Genomic DNA, 12,298 nt, shown 5'->3' with positions numbered 1-12,298 from the left:
CTCGTGTGCGGAAGACTTTTTGCCTTGACAAGGTGCCTTTTAATGGGTGCTTCGTTTACCCTGAGCTCGTCGAAGGGTCGCACGCCGCTCTCCCTCGATAAACTCGGGATGAAAAATGCCTCGTCCTTTCTATCGAAAGGCCGGACCTTTTTGGCTCGCAATGACATGATGGGCGTGTCTACGCTGGCACCGACTACAAGTTGATAGCTGAGAGCTATTGGCTTCTTTCGCTCAGCCTTGTCTGCACGAAATTGTTGAGTTTCTGGGGTTCGTCGGTACCAATTCGAAACACTTTGCCGCTTTTCAGGGACAGCTCAACTGCATGCAACCCGGATACATTGAACATCCAGCCTTTGGGGATTTTTCTAATACCCCATCCACACAACCAATGGTATCGAACAACCTTAGAGGACTCAATCTCTTCCAAGCTGAGTCTCTTCCTGATCACCCCCGGCCCAAACCAGACGACAATAGACCTGTGGTCGGCAAGGACAGTTAAGGTCGAAAACAGGATGAGACAGATCATGAGCACACCCAGTACAGAAAAGAGGATCCAGTTTGGTTCCTGGATACTTATGTGGATACATAATAGAACACCCATTCCAAGAGATATCCCGGTGACCCAACCAATCTGAGTGTGTTTATACATATCTCGGTGACTCCTCCGTCCGGGTACCTGTTTGCGTACCGATGCGGGACGGGTGGCTCATCAGACAAACCGCAGAAATGATATGTTATTTGTCTAGTATTTTCCTGCAAAAATATCTTACTGTCGGATACAGCCTTAGCTTCTTGAGGATTCTAATCAAAGCGAATCTTGCTGAAGGGTTGACAGGTTCGCTTAGCGCTTCGCTCCACATCTCTTTTACCATTTCCTCATACAGTTTGCTGCTGTACATATCCCTAAACTTCTCGTTGACGGACAACATCACCGTCAAAAGATCCCTGCAATTAAAGGGAGAAAACTCTTCTATTGCAATATCGGTTTCAGCTGGTCCGAGTGCCCCCCAGTTTCCCATTCTCTCTTCCCAATAGAACAAGTCGAGGATACTCACATCATGTTCTTTGGCTACGTCGCAGCTTCTTTCGAGCCATTTGGTATACTCCTGCATCGGATATTCCAGGTTCTCATACCCGGCAAGCTCCGCTAACATACGGTTGTCGGCACAGTCCGTTTCATCAAAGTAATTCCTTACAATCCCGCTGGCATCCCCGCTTATATTCAACATATTAGGGAACTGCATGTAGTAGACATTATAGATGGCAGGCAACAATGTCTCCCTGCTCAGGGTGACGTTTTTCTTGAAGATACTCCTGAACTCATCATCGACATCATGGGAATACTCTATCACGTTGAACTCTAATCCAAGTTTGTCAAGCAATCTGCGCGGAACCCTGATATCAGGACTCTCATCCCTCAGATACTTGTGCTTGTTTATGAAGTAGAATATCTCATCTTTCTTCTCTCTGCTCGCCGCCAACAGGACTCTCGTATCCCAGCCGGCTGTAACTGCCTGCATCAGCTTGTATCTTTCACTTGCGCACTTGATAAACCCTTTCAGGTATTCTGTACTAACCCCCACAGCCGCATCAATTGACATCTCTCCTATTGTCTCCTCTGGCCAATACCTGTGATTTTCACCTGATCCTAAGTCCAGATAATGGTTCGGCATCAAGTGTTTTATATTATCGTAGATGGTGCCATCCCCGGCCCAGGCCTTATGTCTTGATTTGAATTCTTTGGAATTGCAGAAGTCGTTAAGAGCCTTGTTGCTGCTCTTTTCCAAATTCAGAAACCTGGCAAGAATACTCGGCTGGGAACCACACCACACTTCTTTTATCCCTGTTGTATAGTATATTTGTCTCAATCCCGCGCAGTCATGCATCAATTTTGCTGAGCTTCCATCTTCAAATATCAATACGAATCTTCCCGCATATCTGTATGTCGCTTTAATCAGCTCCCTGAAGCTCTGCGCAGAAATCAATTCCTTCAGGATGTCGTAATTGGAGTACCGAGGGTTTTGTGCGTCAAATATGTATCCCAGCAAGATGATCCTTTTCCCTGCATCCTTGATTTCTGCCAGCTCCAGGTCAGGATGCGCATACACTATGTATCTATTGTTGTTGAGTCTTAGATGTTGCCAATGAGACAGTGGAACGAGCTCTTTGCTGCTCAGAATAAACTGTCTTCTATAGATGAGATTGTTCATGTTCATCTCCAGGGACCTAAGCTAATTACCTCTAGATGGCAAAGGACTGGTGCCAGGCGTGACATCTAGACAAGTTTCCCTTCAGCAACGGTAAACACCCTGCCACCGACCGATACATCTATTCTGCCTTCTTTCTCCCCTGCTCTCAAGAGAAGTAACGAAGGCCTGCCTATCTCATAGCCCTGTTCAACCCGAATGTCGATCTGGTCTTTTCCGAAGTACCGGTGTTTGACCAAGTATCCTGCAAGGCACCCGTTTGCGCTTCCTGTGGCCGGATCTTCGGGTACCCCAAAGTAATCTGCAAAGAACCTGACGCTCAAGTCATTTCCACTGTTGCGGGTTTCGGGACAGAAGATGAGGACACCCTTGCCCTCGGTTTTTTCCACAAGACTGAAGTATTTGTCCCTGTCTATCTGCGCCTGCTTCAATGCGTCGAGGCTCTTCAGGGAAACAATAATGGTAGGTACACCTGTTGAGACCTCTTGAACTGGAAATTGCTCATCGATCTCAGTCTCATTCAGGTTCAGTACTTCAGAAACTGCTCCTGGGGCCAATGTGCTCCCGAACGTTGGCTCGATCTGCTCCATCCACAACAAGCTCTTCCCTTCGCTTTCATACTCAAAGGTCACCGGGATCTTCCCCACCCCTAGGTTCAGCACTACCGTTCCAACAGGCTTTCCAACAATCTCACGCTGTATTATGAAGGCCGTTCCCAATGTCGGATGGCCGGCAAACGGCAGTTCATTTTCAGGAGTGAAGATGCGGACGTCGTACCCGCCGTCCCGTTCCCCATCGAAAAGTATGAAGGTCGTCTCAGAATAGTTCATCTCTTTCGCAATCGCCTGCATCTCATCAACGGAGAGGGCGCTGGCGTTCCTCACCACCGCCAGCTGATTACCTGCATACTTCTTCTCGGCAAAGACGTCAACTATGTAGAAAATGAGATTCATAACTGATCCAAATCAGAATGGCCCCTTCTTCCCCCACTGTTCCAGGCTCTTGTGCTGGCCATAGATAATACCCCATTCTTCTACACTGGTCAATGCTCGCTATACACGGCGGCACCGGGCACCGCCCGCCAGAAGTCCAAAAGACCCTGAACCACAGATTTCACAGATTATCACAAGATTCTCTTTATGGTTCGGGTTCAGCCATGAGGACGTGGTTTCATCTGTGTAAATCTCGTGTAATCTTGTGGTTCCAGGTTAAGAAGATAGGGAGGCCGAAATGGCCTCCCTTCTTGTGCCGGTAAAAGTAGATGGGAAGAACTACAAACCACGGCCTTTTTTCAGTTTCTTCACTTCCTCCTTCAGCTTTTCTATCTCCTTTTTCAGGTTCTCTACCTGACTATCCAGAGTCTTCCTGTCGAACTCTTTCAACAATTGAGGAATAGAGATCTGCCAGGGGTTGAGCAGCACATCCTTCTCGGGTCTTTCGCCCAGCTTGACTTTGAGAGTCTTCTTCTTTCCCTTTCTTGATACTACAATTTTGACTGCAGTTCCGGGCTTCGTCGCTTTCACTATCTTGACGAGATACTGCACATCCTTAACGGCCTTTTTGCCGTAAGTGATGATAACATCACCTTCTTTAAAACCACCCTTTTCTGCTGGGCTGTCCTCGACGACGTTGGTAACCAGAGCACCTCGGTCAACGCCCAGGGCTGACTTCAGCGTTTCGTCGAGCTTCTGAAGCATCACCCCAAGCCACCCGTAGCTGGTAGTCCCATGCTCGATAATATCTCGCATCGATTTTCTTGCCCGGTTAATGGGGGTCAACAGACCATATCCACCGACCGGAAGTTCACCCCTGCTCAGGAGATTAATCTCCGTCTTGACTTTACCCCCTCCCACCGAGATATAGAGTGGTCTTGTGAGTGCGGCCGATACAATACCAATCAGTTCTCCATCAGAATTGAACACCCCAGCCCCGCTGTTGCCAGGGCTTATGCTCGCGCTTATCTGAAGCATGTCGTCCTTTGCCCTTCTCCCACTTATCAGGCCAATCGACACTGAGGGCGAGATACCCAGGCTGTTTCCGACAATCATCACCCAGGTCGTTGGCTTCACCTTGTCTGAGTTTCCAATTCTTACGGGAACAAGTCCAGCTCCTTCCACCTTCAGGACCGCAAGCTTTGATCCTCTGTCATAACCAATCAGTTTCGCTTTCCGCTTCTTGTTCGGGAACTGAACCTCAATAGAACCTGGCTTCCCTGAAAAGTCCTTGGTGGTGAGTATATACCCTCCACTATTAATGACTATTCCGGTGCTGATGAGTTCTTTATGCCCCATTGTGTAAACCACGGTGGGCACCGACGGCTTCACCTGCTCGAAGAGTCTGGATATCTCAGCCTGGAGTGAGGATATGGAACCTGCCGAGGTGAGTGGGATCGCCAGCGTCAAAACCAACAAGGCCACGAGTACATTCAAACAGAGTCTCATCTTGATCCTCCTTTTAGTAGCTGGCCAGTCTGGCATTGGTGGAATGTGAGGGCAGCAGATAGATCACGTCCTCAGGCCCAGCCTCATGACCAAGCGAATAGTCCGGCTCGTCAACCACAATCTCAGACGTTCTTGGTTCGGGCCCAAGTGAATACACACGTTCTTTTGGGATGAGTTCGACCACAGGGGCCGTGCCTTTTCTGCCACTCACATAGAAAACCCCGAAACTGATCACTGCGGCAAGAACCATCACCAGAGCGCCGTAGGCTAGTCTTGGAACGAGCCACCTCAATCTGGAAGCGGGCGCAGGAAGGACCTGCTCAGACGAGCGTATCTTAGAAAGGAGCCTTCCCACAAAATCTTCTGCGGCCTCGAAGCTCGGAAGCGATGCAGATGTATCCAGTATCTGGTCGATCGTGGAGTATGTTGACCTGCAGGCTTCACACATACGAATGTGCTCTTTAACTTCGCTCCTGCGCTTTGCCGACAGTTCTCCATCTTTGTATGCTGTATAGAGAGACATACATTTATTACATGTCATCGGCAGATTCCTCCTTGATGTAAGGTGCAAGGAGAACCCGAAGCTTCAGCCTTGCCCTGTTCAGTCTTGATTTCACGGTTCCAATCCTTATCTTCAATACCATCGCTATCTCTTCATAGGACATACCCTCAATGTCCCTTAGAACGAAAACCGCCCTGTACGTCTCATTCAAGCACCCAACCGCCCAGTCAACCCTTTCCCTCAGCTCAGAGTAAGCCACTTTTTCAACCGTTACAGCCTTCTTGTCTGCGATCGTTTCGGCATACCCATCATCCAAAGTGAATGTCCTTCTGCCAATTCGGGCTCTTCTCCGCAACTCATCTCTTGCCAGGTTCGCCGCAACGGTGAATATCCAGGAAGAGAAGCTGTTGATTCGGCAGTGATCAAGGCTCTTTTTGTATACCCTGAGAAACGTCTGCTGGAGCAGGTCTTCTGCGTCACTGCTGTCGGAAACCATCCTCCGAAGAAAACCGTAGAGCCGATCCTCATACCTGTGGACAATCTGTACAAAAGCATCCTCGTCTCCATCAGATGTCTTTTCGAAGAGTTCAAGATCACTTACACTTTCGGCATCTGTGTTCCCCATTTCCCCTCGCATCTCTTGACGAAATGGTGAATCAAAAGTTCCAGAGAAACCGAATCGATCCCGGACTTACGGATGGTGAGAATCAGAAAGCCTCTAACGGCGCCGGCAGGCCTCATTCAGAATCTCTGCCAGTTCCCCTGCAAGCAGGCGCCTATCATAATTCTTGAGCCTTTCTGATGGCATTTTGGCCTCGATTCCGCGCTGCCACTTCTCGTGGGACTCTGCAAGAACCTGTTTCAATCCTTCTATATCTCCTGGCCGCACCACAACGCCCGCGCCAAGAGCCCGAATCACTGACGCGGCAGCTCCATCCTCTGGCACAGATGCTACAATCCTCTTCCCCGAACCAAGATATTCAAAAAGCTTGCCCGTCAGAATTGTCTTCCCCTCCGATTCGGCTATGTACAGCCAGAGAATATCTGCCCCCAACAGACGGCGCACAGAAGCGGCGTGGGGAAGATAACCTCTGAATCTGACGACGTCTTCAAGGCCCAGGGCTCGGGCGGCCTCAACAAAGGTCGAGGGACAAAATCCTACAATGTCCACTTCGACCTGTTTGGGATCAAGAACACCGTCCCTTATCAGTTGAGATACAGCCACGAAGAGATCATCGGGTTTCCTTGTTCTGATAAGACTCCCTGTGTAGCATACAGTGAACCGCTCCCCTCGCTCCACCACCTGTTCAAAATCTGAGGGGTCAAATCCCTGGTTTACCACTCGGTATTTCTTCCAATTCCCGTTACACCTGCTGCGCATACCAGCAGTTATTTCTTCACTTATGGATATGACTCTGGCTGCACCGGAGACTACCCATCGCTCAAGAGACATGTTGAGTCTCTTGTGTAAGAAAGTGGGGTAGGAGGCGAAAGGGTCGTCTACCCAGGCGTCTCTGAAATCGACAATCAGGGGGAGTCCACTCCTGTGGCTCAAAAGCCTGGCGGCCAGAAGCGAACTCCAGGGTGGTGCAGTGGCAAGTATGCAATCCACCTGAAACATCCTAAGAAGTTTGAATCCAACAGTCACTGCGTAAGGTACCCAGAGGACTCTCACATCAGGAAAGAGAACCCATCTGGCGATCCGCTTCAGCCTGGTTCTCCAATTTTCGAAGGACTCCCCAACTCCCAGAGAAAAAGGGACCAAGCTCTTCGCCTCAAAGGCTGTGGTCTTCTTCAGCTCCTCCGCGAAAGAGGTATCGAGGGCGAAGTAACTTCTGGGAGAAGATGTGAGAACCACAGGTCTCCAGCCGTATTCTGGAAGATACTTGCAGAATTTGGTAATCCTCTGAACGCCACCCATGGCCAGCGGAGGGAAATAATATGCGATAACTAGAACTACCCTTTGAGAGTCATGCCTCATTGCCCGGCCTTAGCCTTTAGAATCTTTTCTCGAAGGCGTTCCAGGTCTTTTCTTAGCTGCTCAGTCGCCTCGTTGTCGGCTGGATTGTCTAAGACATCAAGCATCTCAAGACAAATATCGAGAGCATCTTCGTATCGATGCAACCTGTACAGGCAGTAGGAAAGCTTTTCTCCGCAGTACGCTAGATTATGATAACTGCCCGGCTGGCCGGTTTCAATCATGGACAGCAAAGTCCGGTAGGTACCGCTAGCATTCCCCCAATCTTTCATATCCAGGTGTACCTTTCCCAGTGTCCAGCGAAAGGTTCTGCTGTTCGGGTATCTCGAGACGAGATCTCTTGCAAGCCTCAGGGCCCTTTCATACCTTTTTTCCCTGAGTAGAATGTAAGTCAGCCCGTCCTGGGCCGGAACCCTGACAAAGATTCCTTTCTCAATGGCAAGCTTCATCTCTCTTATTCCCTTATCCGGGTCTCTACCCAAAAATGGTATGTAAGCCCAGAGGCGGTTCACAAAGTAGTGGTAACTCCCTATTCCCATGTATGCGTCGTATATGGTGGAATCACATGAGACCGCCTTCTTCAGCTCAGCCACTGCTGTGAGAGCATGCCCGAGGGCGCCCCATAGACCCCCTTTACGCTGCTCCTTCAATGCTCTGTAGCCATAGGCACCACCAAGATAGAAATGGGCCCACCCATCATTGCTGTCAACCTGGATTCTCTTTCTTGCCGCCTCTGCCGCATCAAATAGATTTATGAGGAAAAGGCCTTCAACCTCATCAGTGGAGAAATCGCTCATGTAAAGACCATATAGGCCGCAAAGAAAAAAGTACCCGGATGGGTCCTCAGGATCTTCCTCTATGGCCCTTTTGAAGTAAGCCTTCGCGCTGTCGTAGTTCTCGTGGTAGCTGTATTCAAGACCCGTGAGTATGTAATCTCTCAAACTAATGTTATCTGTTGCATCAGAAAAAGAAGGCAGAAACAGAAGAGCAATGGAGATGAGAAAAAGTGTCCTCAAGTTCTACCTCTCATCCACTATTGAAGGGTAAGCCAGATTGAACCTCTTTCTATAGTAAACCTTCATCGAAAAAAGAGTGAACAGCAGAAGGAGGACATAATAAGGAAAGAGAATAGCGGCAGCAACCACTAATGTAGGAGCTCCAATCCTGAATGAACGGAGGTACCACCTCCTGTTCCTTTTCACAACCGCAAGGACAAAGAACGGAACTGCAACTGATGCTGCGATAAGGCACACCATATCCTTCAAAAACAACGAAGCCAATCCCGCCAGAAGAATGAGCACAAGGCCGAGGTAGGCCGTGCGCACTTCGCCAAGAAGGACACCCGTTGTGATCGCACCATCAGCTCTGTCTCCTTTAATATCAGGGATGGTCGTGTTGACGAATACTCCTCCAACGGCGAGACAATAGGGGATTGCGTGGGCGAATGCAGCCTTGCTGAGGGAACCGGCAACAACCCACCCCACCAGAAAGTTGACCATCCCGTAACCCAGAGCATTGAACAAAAGATCAGCGACTGGCCTCCCCTTCATACGAAACGGTGGAGTCGAATACAGAACTCCCATCACAAGCGAGATGAGCATCAGCAGGAAAATTCGACCTCCAAGGAGAACAGACAGAAACAGAGGAACAAGAAAAAGAAGAAGCATCTCCAGTGCCGCAAGCCAGAGTGGTACTATCCCTGCCGAGAGGAGGAAAAGCTTTTCGTTCCTTTTGTCTGTCTCCCTATCCACTATCTGATTGAGTACATACACTCCCCCCATGAGTGCGGAATAGAGGAGAAAAACATAGATGAATTGAACAGAAAATGAAAACCTCTCCAGGTCCCATCCGTATGACCCCTGGCCAATGTAGGAAAGGCCCCTGTAGTGCCCAATAAGCAGGAGTGTCCATACTGGCACCAGAAGCGTGGGGCGGATTAAGAAGAGGTAATCTACAGGCTTCGACCTTTTTGGTATTCTCACGACATCTTCCACCCTTTTGAGCGCCTGAGTCTGTTCACGATTGTAGTGCCGTTGGAGAAGAAGTTAATGAACCTTCCTTTACCCCTCTCCGCGTTCCCAATAATGGAGCCAAAGAGTCCAAGTTTTGCCTTCAAGTCAAAGAGAAGATCTGTGACATACACACCCATTCTGCCGACTTCCATAACATCTCTATACTTATCAGCGGCAATGGTGAAGGCAGCTTCGTATCCGGCCGCTTCAACCAGGTGCTTTACTGCCGGATTTGTCCTTCCAAAAGGATAGGAAAGATAACGACAGGGCCTGTCCAGATTGGCTTCCAGAGCGGCTTTTGACGAAGACAACTCTCTTCTGGCAACATCAGGAGCAAGCCTTGTAAGGTCAGAGTGACTTTCTGTATGCGAACCGAACTCAAAACCGTCATTTGCCATCTCTCTTATCTGATCCCAACTCATGTGCCCCCACCTTCTGAAACCCAGGTTCACATCCCACGAGTTTTTCCTACCTACATATCCAGTGATCACGAAAACTGTGCCCCTGAAACCAAACTTTTTCATTATGGGGTAGGCCAGTGTATAGACCGATTCATATGCATCGTCAAAAGTTATTGCCAGCCTCTTTGACTGGTGGCCTGCAATCGCCTCCTTCAGTGCACACGTCTTATACCCCATCGCATGGAGATATTTCATATGCAGATTGAACTGCGAGGCAGTATTCCATGTCCCGCTCCAGTCGAATTTAATACCAGTCTTGTGATATACAAGTATAGGTGTCTTGTTTCTCAGCTTATTCTCCAACATGTTCCAGGGAGGACCAGATACTCCCTTTATTGGGGCTGAAGGCTTGCGTTCAGCCTCCTTTTCAACCACAGGTATGCTCCTCTTCAGTCTGTTGTCTGAGAGAACCGAGCCACATGTGAGCGTGTTGTGCCAAGTCTATTAAAGACTGAGATATGTGTCAACCGAAAAGGGTGCACAGCGAAAATTTCCCTTTTGCCTTGCAAAAGGTGAAGGTTGAGTGGTATCATGCTCCAGAGAAGAAACAAGTAGACTGGAGGAGAAGGATGGCAAAAAAATGCTCCATTTGTGGGAAAGCGGGCCAGTTTGGCCACAACGTGAGCCATGCAAAGAACAGAACGCACAGGATGTGGCAACCGAACCTGCAGAAGGTAAAGATAATGCTCGAAGGCAAACCTCAGAAGGTTTACGTTTGCACTCGTTGTTTGAGATCCAAGAAGCTCCAAAAGGTCTGAAGGTTTTCTTCAGCCAGCATAATCTGGAGGGCAGCTATGAGGCTGCCCTTTCTGCCTTCATGAGTTCTCTTTTCAAGAGGGATTTGGGAAAGGACATATCTATGAAGTCCCACGGTAGATGTGCCTCGGTGGAGAGCCGATCATAAAGTAGTCGTTGTCTGTTTACTCCTGCATTCCTGAACGCCCTTTTCCAGTTGCGACCCGAATACCAGTTGTAGAGCGCAGTTCCTACATCTACACCTCCCCTTGAGAATATCGCCTGGACTTCCACCTCCCTAACGCTTCTGGCAAAAACGCGTATGTTCTTCCCGGAGGAAAGACCTTTCTTGATAACCCCGACTCTCCTTTCTACCACCTCAGAAGAAGCAATCGGTTGCCACTGGAAAGGCGTATTTGCCTTGGGAACAAAAGCACCCAGCCTCACAGAGATCCTCCGCCTGAACGTTTTGGAAATCCCAGTCGCCAGTTCAACTATCGCATCCGCGTCGGAGTCAGTCTCAAAAGGGAGACCGATCATGAAATAGAGCCTTAGATTACGTACGCCCACCTCTTGGCACATCTGGGCAGATTGGAGAATTCGGTCCTGGGTCATCGCCTTCCCAATCATTCCTCTCATCTTTTCGGACCCTGCTTCCGGTGCTAGAGTCACAGTTCGCATGCCGGTCTCTACAAGGGTGGAGAGCAGGCGTGGGGTCAGATTATCCGGTCTCAATGACGATATGCCCACCTCTTTCCCCCGCTTTGCAAATTCCATGCAGAGCCTTTCTATGCCCGGATGATCACTGACGGCTGCTCCCACAAATCCAATCCTGGGAAACTCCAAATCGTCACTCCTGGCGTGCTCGATTATTGACGCTGCGCTCCTGATTCTGAAAGGTCTGTACACATAGCTGGCAGCGCAGAACCGGCAACCTCTGGGACAACCTCTCCCTACCTCAGTAAGATACATGTCGCTGAAGTGGGAGTTGGGTGTCAAGAGAGGTGAAGAGGTGTTTAATGCGTCAAGTCTAGAAACCCATCTCCGTTTTGCAGAATCCTTCACACCAGGCACGTGAACACCCTCAATCCTTGAGGCCCGTCTTAGCATCTCCTTTCGCCAGCCAGCCTTCCTCACCCGTCCGACACCAGCAAGAAGGTTGGCAAACTCACGGAAGGACTCTTCAGCCTCGCCGATGAAGAATATGTCAACAAAAGCGGTGAGCGGTTGGGGGTTTAGAGTGATCGCACAACCTCCAGCAATCACCAAAGGATCTGACTCGCCTCTTTCCTCTCTCAGCAGCGGAATGCCGGAGTCTCCAATCATCGTGACGGCCCGTGGATAATCCAGCTCGTAGCTGAGTGAGATACCCACAACATCAAACTTGCCGATCTCTCTTCCAGATTCGATAGTCTTCCCGCTTTGCGGCCAGTAGAAAGCCCTCTCACACCTGAGGTGGGCCAGTTCATTGGCCATCCTGTAAATCGTGAGGAAACCGAGATTGCTCATCGCTATCTCGTAGGTGTTGGGATAGCAGAGCGCCATGGCGAATCTGCCCTTTTTCTTGGCCTTCAACCCCCTCTCAGAAGAGAGAAGCCTCTTTCTGCTAATTTCCTTCGGCATCAACTACGATTCTAACATATTTTGTGCTGGAATGCTAACTGGAAACTAACAAGCCCCAAGCTGTAAGAGAAACAGAGAATTCTATAGCTTACAGCTACGACGGACGAGGTACAATGTACGAAGCACCAAGTGCCGCCCAGGACGGACTTCGTACTTGGCAATTCGTACTTCGTACCTTGTCACAAAGAAAGGCCGGGGCCTCTGGTGCCCCGGCCTTGGCGAACTCCTGGCCCCGGCTAGGCCAGTCCTACCACCAAACGTTTTCTATCTCCGTCTCCCTCATCCTCTTCTAGAAGCCGTAGCCTCCTCCTTCACTTCAGCAAGATAGCTCTTCACCTT

12 protein-coding genes are annotated in these 12,298 nt (G+C 49.5%); 1 reads left to right on the top strand and 11 read right to left on the bottom strand.

Going from position 1 to position 12,298, the window contains the following annotated elements; translation table 11 throughout:
• Nucleotides 1-214: 214 nt before the first annotated feature.
• From E3J62_10435 to E3J62_10390, 10 genes are all read right to left on the bottom strand, one after another.
• Nucleotides 215-649 carry a hypothetical protein gene (locus tag E3J62_10435; GenBank protein ID TET44430.1) on the bottom strand — a complete coding sequence of 145 codons (435 nt, stop codon included), beginning with the start codon at nt 647-649 and terminating at the stop codon, nt 215-217.
• Nucleotides 650-734: 85 nt separating this feature from the next.
• Nucleotides 735-2,210 carry a hypothetical protein gene (locus tag E3J62_10430; GenBank protein ID TET44429.1) on the bottom strand — a complete coding sequence of 492 codons (1,476 nt, stop codon included), beginning with the start codon at nt 2,208-2,210 and terminating at the stop codon, nt 735-737.
• Between the two features lie 65 nt (nt 2,211-2,275).
• Nucleotides 2,276-3,160: a PhzF family phenazine biosynthesis protein gene (locus E3J62_10425; protein ID TET44428.1), complete on the bottom strand. Its 885-nt coding sequence runs from the start codon at nt 3,158-3,160 to the stop codon at nt 2,276-2,278.
• Between the two features lie 318 nt (nt 3,161-3,478).
• A complete protein-coding gene (locus tag E3J62_10420) occupies nt 3,479-4,684 on the bottom strand; it encodes a PDZ domain-containing protein (GenBank protein ID TET44427.1) in 1,206 nt (401 codons plus the stop codon).
• Nucleotides 4,662-5,189, bottom strand: a complete 528-nt coding sequence (locus tag E3J62_10415; GenBank protein TET44426.1) for a hypothetical protein — start codon at nt 5,187-5,189, stop codon at nt 4,662-4,664. The genes E3J62_10420 and E3J62_10415 overlap by 23 nt, the downstream gene beginning before the upstream one ends.
• Nucleotides 5,179-5,787, bottom strand: coding sequence for a sigma-70 family RNA polymerase sigma factor (locus E3J62_10410; GenBank protein ID TET44425.1), 609 nt, complete (start codon nt 5,785-5,787; stop codon nt 5,179-5,181). The genes E3J62_10415 and E3J62_10410 overlap by 11 nt, the downstream gene beginning before the upstream one ends.
• Before the next feature lie 81 nt (nt 5,788-5,868).
• The gene (locus E3J62_10405; protein ID TET44424.1) at nt 5,869-7,131 is read right to left on the bottom strand and encodes a glycosyltransferase; all 1,263 of its coding nucleotides are present in this window, start codon (nt 7,129-7,131) and stop codon (nt 5,869-5,871) included.
• A complete protein-coding gene (locus E3J62_10400) occupies nt 7,128-8,144 on the bottom strand; it encodes a tetratricopeptide repeat protein (GenBank protein ID TET44423.1) in 1,017 nt (338 codons plus the stop codon). The genes E3J62_10405 and E3J62_10400 overlap by 4 nt, the downstream gene beginning before the upstream one ends.
• A gap of 3 nt (nt 8,145-8,147) precedes the next feature.
• A complete protein-coding gene (locus E3J62_10395; GenBank protein ID TET44422.1) occupies nt 8,148-9,122 on the bottom strand; it encodes a hypothetical protein in 975 nt (324 codons plus the stop codon).
• The gene (locus tag E3J62_10390) at nt 9,107-9,976 is read right to left on the bottom strand and encodes a polysaccharide deacetylase family protein (GenBank protein ID TET44421.1); all 870 of its coding nucleotides are present in this window, start codon (nt 9,974-9,976) and stop codon (nt 9,107-9,109) included. The genes E3J62_10395 and E3J62_10390 overlap by 16 nt, the downstream gene beginning before the upstream one ends.
• A 194-nt stretch (nt 9,977-10,170) precedes the next feature.
• Here E3J62_10390 and E3J62_10385 point away from each other — a divergent pair, with 194 nt between their 5' ends.
• The gene (locus E3J62_10385; GenBank protein ID TET44420.1) at nt 10,171-10,359 is read left to right on the top strand and encodes a 50S ribosomal protein L28; all 189 of its coding nucleotides are present in this window, start codon (nt 10,171-10,173) and stop codon (nt 10,357-10,359) included.
• Between the two features lie 34 nt (nt 10,360-10,393).
• Here the strand turns inward: E3J62_10385 and E3J62_10380 are convergent, their stop codons facing one another.
• The gene (locus E3J62_10380) at nt 10,394-11,959 is read right to left on the bottom strand and encodes a radical SAM protein (GenBank protein ID TET44419.1); all 1,566 of its coding nucleotides are present in this window, start codon (nt 11,957-11,959) and stop codon (nt 10,394-10,396) included.
• Between the last annotated feature and the right edge of the window lie 339 nt (nt 11,960-12,298).

This window comes from candidate division TA06 bacterium (genome assembly GCA_004376575.1).
GTDB lineage: Bacteria > Hydrothermota > DG-26 > E44-bin18 > E44-bin18 > E44-bin18.
This window is presented reverse-complemented; position numbering and strand designations above follow the sequence as displayed.